Genomic DNA, 14782 nt, shown 5'->3' on the forward strand with positions numbered 1-14782 from the left:
CGCCGGCGCGAAAGAACACGGAGATCTTCCGATGACCGATCTGCTCGAGGGCAAGACCGCCATCGTCACCGGGGCCGCCCATGGCGTCGGCCGCGCCGCGGCGCGCCGGCTGGCGCGGGCCGGCGCGCGCGTCGTCGCCTCGGACCGCGATCACGACGCGCTGGCGCGCACGGTGGCGCAGATCGTCGAGGATGGCGGCCAGGCGGTCGCCTTCGCCTGCGACATGCGCGGCGCGCTCAGCGCCTCGAACCTGATCGCCTCGACGCTGGACGCCTACGGGCGGCTGGACATTCTGGTGAACGCGGCGCGCTCGGTGGTGCCGGGAACCTTTCCGGACGGCGACGACGGCGCCCTGCAGGACGCCTTCGACGCCAACGTCCGCTCGGCCTATGTGATGAGCCGCGCGGCCGCGCGGCGCATGATCGCGCAGGCCGAGGCCGACCCGCAAGAGGGCCGCGGGCGCTGCGCGGGGGCGATCGTGAACATCTCGTCCATCGCCGCGCAGCGCACGATCCCCGAGCTGCTGCACTATTCGGTCAGCTGCGCCGCGCTCGACCAGATGACGCGGGCCATGGCGGTGGCGCTGGCGCCGCACCGCATCCGGGTGAACGCGGTGGCGCTGGGCAGCGTGATGACGGCTAGCCTGCGCGACGCGCTGCGCGAGCGCGCCGAGCTGCGCGAGGAACTTGTGCGCGTCACCCCGCTGGGCCGAATCGCCGAGCCCGACGAGGCCGCCGAGGCGGTGCTCTACCTCGCATCCGAGCGCTCGAGCTTCGTCACCGGGCAGGTGCTGAGCGTGGACGGCGGACGCACCGTGCTGGACCCGCTGAGCGCGCCCGCCCACTGACGCGCCGCGCGCGGCGGCGGCCGGACGCCGGGTCGGCCTGAGATCGCGCCGCCCCCGCCGCGCCATCCCCCCGGCGCGGCGCGCATGACGGGGGCGGATGGGCCGCGCGGCCGCGCGTCATTCAAGACATTGATAGGTGCGGATCACCGTCGTCCGAAGGCAGGTTCCATAGCCGTCGGACACGTCGCAGCGCGTGCGCACGCCCTCGTAACCCTCGGCGCGCGCGTAGCCCCATTGCCGGCAGCGCCTGCTCGCGGCGTCCTCGGCGGCGGTCCAATCGACCACCGGCTTCTCGAAAAGGCCCACCTGATAGGCCATCTCGATCGCCGCATCCGCGCGGCTGCCGCCGATCGGAACCGGCGTCTTGGCCACGTTCTGCGCGCACGCGCCGGTCATGGACGCAAACGCCAAAAGCAGGATCGGCTTGATGCCCGGGCGCATGAACTTACCTCCTGAAGCGAAATATCGCCCCTCGCAACTCTACCTATACGGGCGCACAACCTGAACGGCAAACCCCATTTGCCCATCGCACCTTCGCGTCGGCCGGGCCGCGGCGCGCGCCGCACGCTCGCCGGCCGTCGGCGCCCCTTCGGGGCCGCCCGGCGCCGCCGCCATGCCCTGCGCGCAAAAAAGCCCCGGCGGCGCCTTGCGGCGCGCCGGGGCGCGGTCGGGCGGGGCCGGGCCGGTCAGACGGGCTGGTCGTCCTCGTCGCCCTTGCCCTTGGGCAGGTTGAACAGCGCGTCCGGGTCGGCCGAGTCGGGATCCGCGTCGCGCGGATCGTCGGCATGTTCGACAAGGCTGAAATTCTCGAGCCCCGAGATCGCCGAGGGCATCCGCGGCGAGGGCTCGGCCGAAAGGCTTTCGTCGGTGGAAAGAAGGCTCATGCGCTCTTCGGCGGACATGACCTCTTCCTGCTCGCGGCGCTTGCGCTCGGCGGCCTTGCGCACGGCCTCGTCCAGCTCGGTCTGCTTGCACAGCCCCACCGCCACCGGATCGACCGGCACGATGTTGGCCGAGTTCCAGTGCGTGCGGTCGCGGATCGACTGGATGGTGGGCTTGGTGGTGCCGACCAGCTTCATGATCTGCGAGTCGCTCAGCTCGGGGTGATAGCGCACCAGCCAGGCGATGGCGGCCGGCCGGTCCTGCCGGCGGCTCAGCGGCGTGTAGCGCGGCCCCTTGCGCTTCTGCTCGCCCTCGGCGGCGGGGTTGCGCTTGAGGCGCAGCCGGGCCTTGGGATCGGCCTCGCAGCGCTTGATCTCTTCGGGGTCGAGCTGGTTGTTCGCGATCGGATCGAACCCCTTCATGCCCACGGCCACCTCGCCATCCGCGATGCCGTTGACCTCGAGCTCGTGCAGGCCGGTGAACTCGGCGATCTGCTTGAAGGTCAGGCTGGTGTTCTCCACCAGCCACACGGCGGTGGCCTTGGGCATCAGCGGCAGCGTCATCGTTCTAGTCTCCATGCAACATACGGCATACGGCTTCGCCGCGGTCCGAGAACCAGGCGGGAGGTCCGGCTGAGGTTTTCGCGGGGGAGCTTCGCCGGTTATATAGCCATGATCGAGACCGAACGAAAGGGTCAAACATGCGCCTTCTGCTCGCCATCGCCGCCTTCTGGGCGCTTTCGGGGCCGATCCTGGCCGATCGGCAACGGCCGGCGGGCGATTTCGACCATTACATCCTGGCCCTGAGCTGGTCGCCCGCCTGGTGCGCCCAGGAGGGGCGCGCGCGCGGCGCCGAACAATGCGCGCCCGGACGGCGGCTGGGATTCGTGCTGCACGGGCTCTGGCCGCAATACGAGCGCGGCTGGCCCGCCTGGTGCCGGTCCGGGCGCCGCGACCCCAGCCGCGCCGAAAGCGCCGCCATGGCCGACATCATGGGATCGGCCGGGCTGGCCTGGCATCAGTGGAAGAAGCACGGGCGCTGCACCGGGCTGAGCGCGGGCGACTACTACGCGCTGATGCGCCAGGCCTGGGCGCGCGTCGTCCGCCCCGAGGCGCTGCGCCGCCTCGAGCGCGCGGTGCGCATCGACGCGCGGGTGATCGAGCAGGCCTTCCTCGAGGCGAACCCCGAGCTGACGCCCGACGCGATCACCATCGTCTGCCGCGACGGAGCGATTCGCGAGGTGCGAATCTGCCTGAACAAGGACCTGTCCCCGCGGCCCTGCGCGCCCGAAAGCGCGCGCGATTGCCGGGGGATGGCCAGGCTTGACCCGCCGCGCTGACGAAATTTCGCGAACGGGACAAGAACACCCAGCCCGACTGCGCCGCGACCCCTTGACGCGCCCCGAGGCCGGCCTTCTAGGTTGATTCGGTCACGCCACGTTCACCGACGCGAGGACGCCAGGAATGCGCCATTTGCGGCTTGTCGAGCTGGAACAGCCCTGCACCGCCCCCGACGCCTCGGCCGCCGAGCGCGCCGCGCTGGCCCGGATCCTGATCTGGGCGCGCGCCGAAGCCGAAAGCATGGGCTGCGAGGGCGCCGCGGCGCATCTGCGCGCGGCGCTCTTGTGCATTCACGGCAAGTCCGACGCCTCGTCCTGACGCTGCGTCAACTCCCCGCCTGACGCGCCGGTCAGACCGTCAGCACGATCTTGCCCATATGCGCCGAGCTTTCCATCAGCTCGTGCGCCCTGGCCGCCTCGGCCAGCGGGAAGGTCGCGTGCACGCGCGGACCCACGCGCCCGGCCTCGATCAGCGGCCAGACATGCGCCTCGAGCGCGCGGGCGATGGCCGCCTTGGCCTCGATCGACTGCGGGCGCAGCGTCGAGCCGGTGATCGTCAGCCGCCGCACCATCACCGGCGCGAAGTTGAGCGTCGCCTTCGACCCGCCCAGGAACGCGATCATCACCAGCCGCCCGTCATCGGCCAGCGCCGCCACGTCGCGGGCCAGATACTCGCCCCCCACCATATCCAGGATCACGTCCACGCCGCGCCCGCCGGTCGCGCCGCGCACCGCCTCGACGAAATCCTCGGTCTTGTAGTTGATCGCCAGCTCGGCCCCGAGCGCGCGGCAGAAGGCGGCCTTTTCCTCCGAGCCGACCGTGGCGAAGACGCGCGCGCCGAAGGCCCGCGCCAGCTGGATCGCGGTCGAGCCGATGCCCGACGAGCCGCCATGGACCAGAAAGGTCTCGCCGTCGCGCAGCCGGGCGCGGTCGAAGACGTTGGTCCAGACGGTGAAGAAGGTTTCGGGCAGCGCCGCGGCCTCGACCGCCGTCAGCCCCGCCGGGATGGGCAGCGCGTGATCGGCATGGGTCAGCGCGTATTCGGCATAGCCGCCGCCGGGCAGCAGCGCGCACACCCGGTCGCCCGGCTTCCAGCGGTCGACGCCGGGCCCGACCGCGACGACCTGGCCCGCGCATTCGAGCCCCGGCAGATCCGAGGCCCCCGGCGGCGGCGGATAGGCCCCCGCGCGCTGCAGGACGTCGGGCCGGTTGACGCCGGCCGCCTCGACCTTGATCAGGATCTGCCCCTGCTCGGGCGTCGGGATCGGACGCCGCGCGGGGGTCAGCGCCTCGGGGCCGCCGGGGCGCGCGATCTCGACCGCGAGCATGTCGGTGGGAAGGTCTTGCATCTGGGTTCTCCGCTGCGCGCCTGGCCGGCGCCGTCGCGCCATCAATGCCCGACCCGCCCCCCGCGCGGCAAGCCCCGCGCGGCCCGTTTCAGCGCGCCGGGGCGGCGGCGCGGGCCTTGCGCGCGCGCTCGGTGGCGGATTTGAGCTGCCCGCAGGCGGCCATGATGTCCTGCCCGCGCGGCGTGCGCACGGGGCTGGCGTAGCCGGCGCGGTTGACGATCTCGGCGAAGGCCTCGATGCGGTCCCAGTCCGAACGCTCGTAGGGCGCGCCCGGCCAGGGGTTGAAGGGGATCAGGTTGATCTTGGCCGGAATCCCCGCGATCAGGCGCACGAGGCGGCGCGCGTCCTCGTCCGAATCGTTCACGCCCTTGAGCATCACGTATTCGAAGGTGATGCGCTCGGCGTTGGACAGGCGCGGATAGGCGCGGCAGGCGTCCAGCAGCTGGGCGATGTTCCACTTGCGATTGATGGGCACCAGCTTGTCGCGCACCTCGTCGGTGGTGGCGTGCAGGCTGATGGCCAGCATGCAGCCGATCTCTTCGCCCACGCGCGGGATCAGCGGCGCGACGCCCGAGGTCGACAGGGTGATGCGCCGGCGGCTCAGGCTGATGCCCTCGGGGTCCATGGCGATCTTCATCGCGTCGCGCACGGCCTCGAAATTGTAGAGCGGCTCGCCCATGCCCATGAGCACGATGTTCGACAGCAGGCGCTTGTCCGAGGGGCGCTCGCCCGGGCGCGGCCATTCGCCCAGATCGTCGCGGCACGCCAGGATCTGGCCGACGATCTCGGCCGCCGTCAGGTTGCGCACCAGCCGCTGCGTGCCCGTGTGGCAGAACGAGCAGGTCAGCGTGCACCCCACCTGCGAGCTGACGCACAGCGTGCCGCGGTCCTCTTCGGGAATGTAGACGGCCTCGACCTCGTGCCCGCCCTCGATGCGCAGCAGATACTTGCGCGTGCCGTCCTGCGAGACCTGGCGCGTGACGATCTGCGGCCGGCCGACCACGAAACGCTCGTCCAGAAAGGCGCGAAACGCCTTGGACAGGTTGGTCATCTGCGCGAAATCCGTCGCGCCGCGCTGGTAGATCCACTGCCACAGCTGCCCGGCGCGCATCCTGGCCTGCCCCTCGGGCGCGCCGGCCTCGATCAGCGCCGCGCGCAGCGCCTCGCGCGTCAGGCCGACCAGCGCGGGCTTGCCCGCCGCCGGGCGCGGGGCATAGGCGGCCACGTCGGGGCGCAGCGGCGCCGGCTCGGGCGTCGCGGCCGGCTGCGGATGCGATGCGGTCATGGCGGCGGCCTCCGTTGCAGGCGCCGCGCGGCCCGCGGCCTGCGGCGCAAAAGCGCGCGCGCCCCCAGCACAGGGCGGGAGGCGCGTCGCCCATTGGCTATCACATCCGCGTCGCCGCGCCAAGGCGCCGCGGGCGCCGGCGGCTCACTTGCAGCGCGCCTGCGCCTCGGCCAGCGCCGCCGTGAAGCCCAGAAGCGAGAAGGTGTCCTTCGTCACCGTGCCGCGGCTGGAGACGCCCGTCAGCACCGCCGTCGCCCCGCGCTTCATGTCGGCGACCATGCGGTCGTCCTCCTTGGCCGAGCTGAGCCAGGCGCCCTCGCCCTTGGTGAACATCTCGTATTCCGAAGAGCCGACCCTGGCTTTCACCTTCGACCCCGGCTTGAACGGATAGCCCGACAGCATCGAGACCTCGTTCTTCACGCCCCTGGTCGGACGCACCGAGACCATCAGGAAGATGTCGCCGCGGCGCACCGACACCGGCTTGCCGTCGCGCAGCGCCACCGAGGCGGTCGGCCTGCTGGCGATCCAGCACAGCTTGCCGTCGCGGTCGGATCCGACGAAGACCGACCAGTCCTTCTTCGCGTCGACGCGGTTGGCCGTCTGCGCCAGGGCCTGCCCCGCCGGCGCGGCCGCCAGCCCCAGCGCGAGGATGGCCGCCGCCGCCGCCCGGATTCCGGTTTCGATTGCTCTCATCATCGCCTCATCGTCGTTTTTCGTCGTCCGCTCGCGGTTCGCTTCTTCGCGGCGCGCGCGCGTCGCGGCTTTTGCTTGTGCGCCTGCACGGTTAATCTAGCCGCAAAGCGCCGCCGCGCGCCACCCCCGGCGGGCCGCGGCGCGGGCTCCGCCGCTTGTCCGCCGCTCGAAGGATCCGCCCCCATGACCCGACCCTCATTCGACGACGCCGCCCCCGTGCTGGTCGAGCTGCGCCGCGGCGAGATGACCGAATCGGTCCATCGCGGCATCGCCGCCGTCTGCGCCCCCGACGGCGCGCTGATCGCCGCCTGGGGCGACGTCGATCGGCCGATCTACCCGCGCTCGTCATGCAAGATGCTCCAGGCGCTGCCGCTGGTCGAAAGCGGCGCCGCCGACCGCTTCGGGCTGAACGACGAGCGCCTTGCGCTGGCCTGCGCCTCGCACAACGGCGCGCGGATGCACGTCGCGCGCGTGCGCGCCTGGCTGGCGGATCTTGGCCTGGCCGAGAGCGACCTGCGCTGCGGCCCCCAGCGCCCCGACGACCGCGAAGAGCGCGAGCGCCTGCGCGCCTGCGGCTGCCCGCCCGACCAGACCCACAACAACTGCTCGGGCAAGCATGCGGGCTTTCTGACCCTGGGGCGGCATCTGGGCGGCGGGTCCGAATACGTCGATCCCGACCACCCCGTTCAGCGCGCCGTGGCCGAGGCCTTTCACGAAATGACCGGGCAGGAGCCGATCGGATACGGCATCGACGGCTGCTCGGCGCCCAACCACGCCGCCCGGCTGCGCGGGCTGGCGCTGGCGATGGCGCGCATGGCCCGGCCCGAAGGAACCCTGCCGCCCGCCCGCGCCCAGGCCGCCCGGCGCCTGACCGAGGCCATGGCCGCCCATCCCGAGCTGGTCGCCGGCGAGGGGCGCGCCTGCACCGAGCTGATGCGCGCCGTCAACGGCGGCGGGCGCGTGCGCGCCGTGATCAAGACCGGCGCCGAGGGCGTCTTCGCCGCCATCCTGCCCGAGCTGGGGCTGGGCGTGGCGCTGAAGATCGACGACGGCGCCACGCGCGCCTCCGAGGCCGCCATCGCCGCGATCCTGGTGCGTCTTGGCGTGGCCGATCCCCAGGATCCGGCGGTGCGCAAGCGCCTTTCGCCCGACGAGATCAACCGCCGCGGCCTGCGCGTGGGGGCGCTGCGCGCGGTCCTGCCCGATCCGGCCTGAGCGCCGCTCTCCCGCCCGCGCCCGCCGCGCTAACGCGCCTTTCACGAATGCGCGCCATTCTTCGGAGCGTGGTGATGCGGCGCCCTGCGGCGCCTATGGGAGAGAACGGAGACATGAGCGCAACCATCGTCAGGATTCTGCCGACGGCGCGGGAAGCCGCGCTGGACATCGACGCCATCGAAGCCCTGCGCGAGGCGGTCGGGCCGCATCTGTGCCGCGAGATCATCGAAGACGGCATCCTGCACGCCACCGATCGCCTCGCGGCGCTCGAGCGGGCGCTGCGCGAAGACGACTGGGCCGCCGTCGCCCGCATCGCGCGCGACCTGATCGCCGTGCCGGGCCAGATCGGCATGACCGAGGTCTCGCGCCAGGCGCGCGCGCTGCTGGACGTGTGCGTCGCGCATGACCCAGTGGCGCTGCACGCCGTCGCCGCGCGGCTGCTGCGCACGGGCCGCGACGCGCTGATGGCCGCGCCCTTCGACGCCGACCGGCTTGACGACGAGGGCGGGCGCGGCGTCTGATCCGCCGCCAGGCGGAAAGGCGGCCCGGCGCCTCTTGCGCCGCGGGGCGCGCGGGGCGATCGTCCGGCCGGGCGGCCCGCGCCAGGGCCGTGCGCGCACGCAGGAGGATCGCTCATGCCCCAGCCCCTCACGCCCCCGGCCGGCGCCGCCTCCGCGACCGTCTGCGTCTTCGACGCCTACGGCACGCTCTTCGACGTGGCCGCCGCGGCGCGCAATCTTGCCGCCCAACCGGGCAAGGAAAGCTTCGCGCGCATCTGGCCCCGCCTGTCCGAGATCTGGCGCGCCAAGCAGCTGCAATACACATGGCTGCGCGCGGCGGCCGGCGTGCATGCCGATTTCTGGACGGTGACGGCGCAGGCGCTCGACTACGCCATCGAGGCCGTCGGCCCCGAGGCCGCCCCCGAGCGCGAGGCGCTGCTCGCGCTCTACCGCCGGCTCGACGCCTATCCCGAGGCGCCGGCGGCGCTGAGGGCGCTGCGCGCGGCGGGCCTGCGCACGGCCATCCTCTCGAACGGCACGCCCGACATGCTGGCCGACGCGGTCGAAAGCGCCGGCATGGCCGATCTTCTCGACGCCACGCTGTCGGTCGAATCGGTGGGCGTGTTCAAACCCGCCCCCGCGGCCTACGCGCTGGTCGAGCGCCATTTCGGCGTTCCCGCGGGCCAGGTTCTGTTCCTTTCGTCCAACGGCTGGGACGCGGCGGGCGCGGCGGGCTACGGCTTTCGCGCCGCCTGGGTCAACCGCGCGGGCGACCCGGTCGAGCGACTGCCCTGGCGCCCGGCCGCCATCCTGCGCGATCTGAGCGGCGTCCCCGCCCTGGCGGGCGTCGCATGAGCGCCGAGCCCCGCTTCTTCGCCGCGCCCGATGGCCGCCGGCTGGCCTATTGGGACGAGGGCGACGGGCCGCCGGTGCTGTGCCTGGCCGGGCTGTCGCGCAACCGCCGCGATTTCGAGCCCTTGCGCGACGCGCTGGTCGGCCGGTGGCGCGTCATCCGGCTGGATTCGCGCGGCCGCGGCCTGTCCGAGCGCGCGCGCGATCCGCTGGCCGAATACGCCCCCGCGGTCGAGGCCGCCGACGCGCTGGCGCTGCTCGACCATCTGGGGCTGGAGGGCGCGGCGGTGGTCGGGACCTCGCGCGGGGGCATATTGGGCATGACCATGGCGGCGCTGCGCCCGGGCTCGGTGCGCGCCCTGGTCCTCAACGACATCGGCATCGAGGTGCGGATCAACGGGCTGCGGCGCATCATGGGCTATCTTGGTCTGCCCCCGGACCACGCCAGCTTCGAAGAGGCCGCCCGCGCCATCGCCGAGGCCGAGGCGGCGCGTTTCCCGGGCGTTCCCCTGGCGCGGTGGGAGCGGCATGCGCGCGCGATTTTCGACGACGAGGGCGGGCGGCCCGTCCTGTCCTACGACCCGCGGCTGCGCGACGCGACGGCGGCGGCGCTGGCCGCGGTCGAAGGCGATTCGCTGTCGCTCGAGCCGCTGTTCGCCGCGCTCGAGGGCGTGCCGCTCCTGACGATCCGCGGCGAGAATTCCGACATCCTCGACGCCGACGCGCTGGCGCGGATGGCCGCTCTGCGCCCGGACATGGCGCATGTGACCATCGCCGATCGCGGGCATGCGCCGTTCCTGGACGAACCCGAGGCGATCGCGGCGATCGAATCGCTGCTGGCGCGCGCGCGATGAGCGGCTTCGCGGTCGATCCGGCCATGATCGCCGACGCGGCGCGCCGGCTGGACGGGCGGGCGCTGCGCACGCCGCTGCTGGAATCGGCGTTGCTCAACGAAGCGGCAGGGCGGCGAATCCTGATCAAGGCCGAATGCCTTCAGCATGGCGGCGCCTTCAAGTTCCGCGGCGCCTGGTCGGCGATGACCGCGCTGGCGCCCGAGCGCCTGCGGGCCGGCGTCATCGCCTATTCATCGGGCAACCATGCGCAGGGCGTGGCGCTGGCGGCGCGGCTTCTGGGCGTTCCGGCGGTGATCGTGATGCCCGAGGACGCCCCGCGCGCCAAGCGCGAGGCGACGCGCGCGCTGGGGGCCGAGCTGGCGACCTATCGCCGGGGCGAGGAAAGCCGCGAGGAGCTTGCCGCCCGCATCGCCCGCGCCCGCGGCCTGACGCTGGTGCGGCCCTATGACGATCCGCACGTCATCGCCGGCCAGGGCACGGCGGGGCTCGAGATCGCCGCCCAGGCCCGCGCCGCGGGCGTCGCGCGCGCCGAGGTGCTGGTTCCCTGCGGCGGCGGCGGGCTGACGGCCGGGGTCGCGCTGGCCCTGGCCGAGGCGGCGCCGGACATGCGCGTGCGTCCGGTCGAGCCCGAGGGCTTCGACGACGTCGCGCGCTCGCTCGCGGCCGGGCGGCGGCTGAGCAACCCGTCCGAGAAGGGTTCGATCTGCGACGCCATCCTGACCCCCTGCCCCGGCGAGCTGACCTTTCCCATCATGCGCGCGCTGTGCGGCCCCGGCCTTCGGGTGCGGGACGACGAGGCCCTGCGCGCCATGGCGACGGCGTTCGAGCGCCTGCGGATCGTCGTCGAGCCGGGCGGCGCGGCGGCGCTGGCGGCGGCACTGTTCCGGCCCGATTCGCTCGAATCCGACGCGGCGATCGTGATCGCCTCGGGCGGCAACGTCGATTCGGCGCTTTTCGCGCGCGCATTGACCCGCAATGACGGCGCCGAGGTCTGAATCCCGCGTCGCGCCTCGCCCTGTTAGGTATTTCTACGGCGCCTGACGGCGCTGCGCGCGCGGACGCGTCACGAACCGATCACGCGGAATCGCCCATACATGTCCTGCAACGCACGGTGAGGGTGTGGGGCGAAGAACAGGAAGGCGCAGGACATGTGAACGGCGCCGCTGAGGAACCGGAAATTGAGGCCGGGAGACAGCGGGAACACCGCCGCCACGCGACGGCAACTCTTGGGGAAGACATGCCGCGCCGCGGCGCCGCCTGACGAAGGCCCGTCTCGAGATTTCCGAGACGGGCCTTCAACTTGTTTTCAGCGCCCGCCCCCCCGTCGCGGCGGACGTCGCGCCGGGGCGGGCGCGCGGTCGGCCCCGGCGCGGGCGGCGGTCAGCCGTCCTTGCGGATGCGCTCGTTCTTCGGATCGTAGGGGCTTTCCTCGACCACCTCGGCGTCCCACAGCCGGCGCAGCATGCGCACCTGCAGTTTCGTGCCGGGCGCGGCCAGATCGGGGCGCACATAGCCGATGCCGATCGACTTGCCGAAGGCCACCGAATATCCGCCCGAGGTCAGACGCCCGACCTTCTCGCCGTCCTTGAGCAGCGCCTCGCGCCCCCAGGGGTCGGCGTCCTCGGGACCGTCGATCAGCAGCGTCACGCAGGACGAGCGGATGCCCAGGGACTGCATCGCCGCCTTGCCGCGGAAGTCCTTCTCCATGTCCACGAAGCGGTGCAGGCCGGCCTCGAGCGGGGTGGCGTCGCGGCCCAGATCCGAGCCGAAGGCGCGGTAGGACTTCTCCTGCCGCAGCCAGTTCTGCGCGCGCGCGCCCACCAGCTTGAGGCCGTGCTTCTCGCCCGCCTCCATCAGCCGGTCGAAAAGGTGGTTCTGCATCTCGATCGGGTGGTGCAGCTCCCATCCCAGCTCGCCGGTGTAGGCGACGCGGATCGCCAGCGTGCGGACCATGCCCAGGTCGATCTCCCTGGCCGAGAGCCAGGGGAAGGCCTTGTTGGTCAGCGCCGAGGCGGGGTCGGCGTCGACGATCAGCTCGCGCAGGATGTCGCGGCTGTTGGGGCCGGCCAGGGCGAAGACGCCATATTGGGTGGTGACGTCCTGCACCTCGATCCAGCCGAATTCGTCGCGCTTCTTCTCGGCCTGCTTGACGAAGAAGTCGTGGTCGTATTCCTGCGCCGCGCCGGCGGTGATGACGTAGTAGTCGTCCGGCGCAAGGCGCACGATGGTCGCCTCGGTGCGGATCGTGCCGGCCTCGGTCAGCGCATAGGTCAGATTGATGCGCCCCACGCGCGGCAGCTTGTTGCAGGTCAGCCAGTCGAGGAAGGCGGTCGCGCCCGGCCCCTTGATGCGGTGCTTGGCGAAGGCGGTGGCGTCGATCATGCCCGCCGCGCCGCGGATGGCCTTGGCCTCTTCGACCGCGTAGGGCCACCAGCCGCCGCGGCGGAAGCTGCGCGCGGCGTGGTCGTCGAAGCCCTGGGGAGCGAAGTAGTTCGGGCGCTCCCAGCCGTTGACCTGGCCGAACTGGGCGCCGCGCGCCTTCATGCGGTCATAGCAGGGGGCGGTGCGCAGGGGCCGGCAGGCGGGGCGCTCCTCGTCCGGGTGGTGCAGGATGTAGACGTGCTCGTAGGCCTCCTCGTTCTTCTTCGCCGCGTATTCGCGGTTGACCCAGCGGCCGAAGCGGCGCGGGTCGAGCGACCACATGTCGATCTCGGCCTCGCCCTCGGTCATCAGCTGCGCCAGGTAATGGCCGGTTCCGCCGGCGGCGGTGACGCCGAAGCTGAAGCCCTCGGCGAACCAGAAGTTCTCGACCCCCGGCGCGGGGCCGACCAGCGGGTTTCCGTCGGGCGTGTAGCAGATGGGGCCGTTGAAATCGTCCTTCAGGCCCACCGTCTCGGTCGAGGGGATGCGGTGGATCATGGACATGTATTCCTCCTCGATCCGCTCGAGATCGAGCGGGAAGAGGTCGGCGCGGAAGCTGTCGGGCACGCCGAACTTGAAGCAGGCCGGGGCGCCGCGCTCATAGGGCCCCAGGATCCAGCCGCCGCGCTCTTCGCGCACATACCACTTGGCGTCGGCGTCGCGCAGCACGGGATGCTCGGGATTGCCGGCCTTGCGCCATTCGACCAGGGCGGGGTCGGGCTCGGTGACGATATACTGGTGCTCGACCGGAATGGCGGGGATGTAGCAGCCGACCATGGCCGCCGTGCGCTGGGCGTGGTTGCCGGTGGCGGTGACGACGTGCTCGCAGACGATCTCGAAGGTTTCCTCGCCGGGCACGAGGTTGCCGCCCTTCTCGATCATCTTGCGGCCCTTGACGACCCACTCGCCGCCGCGGCGCTCGAAGCCGTCGACCTGGACCTTGCGGTAGATCGCCGCGCCGCGCTGGCGCGCGCCCTTGGCCATGGCCTGGGTGACGTCGGCGGGGTTGATGTAGCCGTCGGTGGGGTGGAAGATCGCGCCCTTGAGGTCCTCGGTGCGGACCAGGGGCCAGCGCTCCTTGATCTGGGCGGGGGTCAGCCACTCGACCGGGATGCCGACCGATTCGGCGGTCGAGGCGTAAAGCGCGTATTCGTCCATGCGCGCGTCGGTCTGCGCCATGCGCAGGTTGCCCACCACCGAAAAGCCGGGGTTGAGGCCGGTTTCGGCCTCGAGCGTCTTGTAGAACTTGACCGAATAATCGTGGATGTGGCTGACCGCGTAGCTCATGTTGAACAGCGGCAGCAGCCCGGCGGCGTGCCAGGTCGAGCCGGCGGTCAGCTCGTCGCGCTCGAGCAGGACCGTGTCCCAGCCGGCCTTGGCAAGGTGGTAGGCGATCGAGACGCCGACGGCCCCGCCTCCGACGACGACTGCGCGCGCATGGGTTTTCATCTGTATCCTCCGTCGGATGCCTCGGAATGCGTCGCCCCTATCAAGCGCGCCGCGCCGCGCCGCGCGCGGCGGCAGGCGACGCGCGGGCGCGGCTTTGCGACACGCGCCGCCGCGGCGGGCCGTCAGCGCCTGCCCGCCACGTCCTTGTGGATGATCACCTCGGCCTCGGGGAAGGCCTCGAGCAGGCGCCGGCGCAGCGCCGCGCCGATGTCGTGCGCCTCGCGCAGCGACTGCTCGCCGTCGAGCTCGACATGCACCTGGATGAACAGCCGCGCCCCCGAGGTGCGCGTCTTGAGGTCGTGAAAGCCCCGCACCCCCGGATGTGCGCGCACGATCGCCTCGATCCGCGCCACCACGTCGGGGGCCGCGCGCCGGTCCATGAGCGCGTGAAACGCGCCCGCGGCGATGTTGCGCGCCCCCGCCAGCAGCAGCGCCGAGGCGCCCAGCGCCACGATGCTGTCCAGCGTCGAGACCCCGAACCGCGCCGAGGCCCAGAGCGCGGCCAGCGCGCCCAGATTGGGCAGAAGGTCCGACAGGTAGTGCAGCGAGTCGGCCGCCACCACGCGGCTGCCGGTGCGCGCCGCCACGCGCCGCTGCCAGGCCACCAGCGCCGCCGTCAGCGCGATGGACAGGAGCATGACCGCAAGCCCCGCCTCCTCGTGACGCAGCGGCGCGGGCTCGTCCGCCGTCAGCCGGGCGATCGCGCGCCATCCGATCATCAGCGCCGATCCCGCCACCAGGACCGCCTGCCCCAGCGCGGCCAGATCCTCGGCCGCGTCATGGCCGAAGGCGTGGTCCTCGTCCGGCGGGCGCGCGGCGTAAAGGATCGCCGCCAGCCCGGCCAGCGAGGCGACGAGGTCGAGCGCGCTGTCCGCCAGGCTGGCCGCGATCGACAGCGACCCCGTCTGCGCCAGCGCCCACAGCTTGGCCGCCACCAGGATCACCGCCACGCTCACCGAGGCGGCGCTTGCTGACAGGTTGAGCCGTACGCGCGCGGCCCGGCGATCTTGGCTCATGCGGCGCCTCCTTGTCCGCGGGCCTGACATCGGGTCCGCCCCTCCGTGGCCGGCCCCGGGCGGGCGCGAAACCTAGCAGC

At 72.4% G+C, this 14782-nt stretch carries 15 protein-coding genes; 8 read left to right on the plus strand and 7 right to left on the minus strand.

Annotated elements, in window-relative coordinates; translation table 11 throughout:
* Positions 1 to 31: 31 nt before the first annotated feature.
* Positions 32 to 847, plus strand: coding sequence for an SDR family NAD(P)-dependent oxidoreductase (locus tag BMW67_RS10860; RefSeq protein ID WP_072747504.1), 816 nt, complete (start codon positions 32 to 34; stop codon positions 845 to 847).
* 117 nt (positions 848 to 964) lie between these two features.
* Here the strand turns inward: BMW67_RS10860 and yecR are convergent, their stop codons facing one another.
* The gene (gene yecR, locus BMW67_RS10865; RefSeq protein ID WP_072747503.1) at positions 965 to 1288 is read right to left on the minus strand and encodes a YecR family lipoprotein; all 324 of its coding nucleotides are present in this window, start codon (positions 1286 to 1288) and stop codon (positions 965 to 967) included.
* 245 nt (positions 1289 to 1533) lie between these two features.
* On the minus strand, positions 1534 to 2292 hold the full coding sequence (locus tag BMW67_RS10870; RefSeq protein WP_072747502.1) for a DUF1013 domain-containing protein: 759 nt from the start codon (positions 2290 to 2292) through the stop codon (positions 1534 to 1536).
* 137 nt (positions 2293 to 2429) lie between these two features.
* Here BMW67_RS10870 and BMW67_RS10875 point away from each other — a divergent pair, with 137 nt between their 5' ends.
* Positions 2430 to 3068, plus strand: a complete 639-nt coding sequence (locus tag BMW67_RS10875) for a ribonuclease T2 family protein (RefSeq protein ID WP_072747501.1) — start codon at positions 2430 to 2432, stop codon at positions 3066 to 3068.
* A 124-nt stretch (positions 3069 to 3192) separates the two neighbouring features.
* The gene (locus BMW67_RS10880) at positions 3193 to 3387 is read left to right on the plus strand and encodes a hypothetical protein (RefSeq protein ID WP_072747500.1); all 195 of its coding nucleotides are present in this window, start codon (positions 3193 to 3195) and stop codon (positions 3385 to 3387) included.
* Positions 3388 to 3418: 31 nt separating this feature from the next.
* Here the strand turns inward: BMW67_RS10880 and BMW67_RS10885 are convergent, their stop codons facing one another.
* The 3 genes from BMW67_RS10885 to BMW67_RS10895 form a co-directional block, all read right to left on the minus strand.
* Positions 3419 to 4417: an NAD(P)H-quinone oxidoreductase gene (locus tag BMW67_RS10885; protein ID WP_072747499.1), complete on the minus strand. Its 999-nt coding sequence runs from the start codon at positions 4415 to 4417 to the stop codon at positions 3419 to 3421.
* 88 nt (positions 4418 to 4505) lie between these two features.
* Complete coding sequence (rlmN, locus tag BMW67_RS10890) at positions 4506 to 5702, minus strand: dual-specificity RNA methyltransferase RlmN (protein WP_072747498.1); 1197 nt, start codon at positions 5700 to 5702, stop codon at positions 4506 to 4508.
* A gap of 144 nt (positions 5703 to 5846) precedes the next feature.
* Positions 5847 to 6395 carry an invasion associated locus B family protein gene (locus tag BMW67_RS10895; RefSeq protein WP_072747618.1) on the minus strand — a complete coding sequence of 183 codons (549 nt, stop codon included), beginning with the start codon at positions 6393 to 6395 and terminating at the stop codon, positions 5847 to 5849.
* A 183-nt stretch (positions 6396 to 6578) separates the two neighbouring features.
* On the opposite strand from BMW67_RS10895, the gene BMW67_RS10900 reads away from it, so the two are divergent.
* From BMW67_RS10900 to BMW67_RS10920, 5 genes are all read left to right on the plus strand, one after another.
* Positions 6579 to 7610 (plus strand): asparaginase, encoded by a 1032-nt coding sequence (locus BMW67_RS10900; protein ID WP_072747497.1) that lies wholly within the window; start codon positions 6579 to 6581, stop codon positions 7608 to 7610.
* 113 nt (positions 7611 to 7723) lie between these two features.
* The gene (locus BMW67_RS10905; RefSeq protein ID WP_072747496.1) at positions 7724 to 8131 is read left to right on the plus strand and encodes a hypothetical protein; all 408 of its coding nucleotides are present in this window, start codon (positions 7724 to 7726) and stop codon (positions 8129 to 8131) included.
* Between the two features lie 114 nt (positions 8132 to 8245).
* Complete coding sequence (locus BMW67_RS10910) at positions 8246 to 8965, plus strand: haloacid dehalogenase type II (protein WP_072747495.1); 720 nt, start codon at positions 8246 to 8248, stop codon at positions 8963 to 8965.
* Entirely contained in the window at positions 8962 to 9816 is an 855-nt protein-coding gene (locus BMW67_RS10915; RefSeq protein ID WP_072747494.1) for an alpha/beta fold hydrolase, read from the plus strand. Before BMW67_RS10910 ends, BMW67_RS10915 begins: the two co-directional genes overlap by 4 nt.
* Positions 9813 to 10811 carry a threonine ammonia-lyase gene (locus tag BMW67_RS10920; RefSeq protein ID WP_072747493.1) on the plus strand — a complete coding sequence of 333 codons (999 nt, stop codon included), beginning with the start codon at positions 9813 to 9815 and terminating at the stop codon, positions 10809 to 10811. The genes BMW67_RS10915 and BMW67_RS10920 overlap by 4 nt, the downstream gene beginning before the upstream one ends.
* A 385-nt stretch (positions 10812 to 11196) precedes the next feature.
* Here BMW67_RS10920 and BMW67_RS10925 read toward each other — a convergent pair whose 3' ends face one another.
* A complete protein-coding gene (locus BMW67_RS10925; RefSeq protein ID WP_072747492.1) occupies positions 11197 to 13686 on the minus strand; it encodes a GcvT family protein in 2490 nt (829 codons plus the stop codon).
* A 122-nt stretch (positions 13687 to 13808) separates the two neighbouring features.
* The gene (locus BMW67_RS10930) at positions 13809 to 14702 is read right to left on the minus strand and encodes a cation diffusion facilitator family transporter (protein ID WP_072747491.1); all 894 of its coding nucleotides are present in this window, start codon (positions 14700 to 14702) and stop codon (positions 13809 to 13811) included.
* Positions 14703 to 14782: the final 80 nt, after the last annotated feature.

Source organism: Oceanicella actignis, assembly GCF_900111545.1.
Taxonomy (GTDB): domain Bacteria; phylum Pseudomonadota; class Alphaproteobacteria; order Rhodobacterales; family Rhodobacteraceae; genus Oceanicella; species Oceanicella actignis.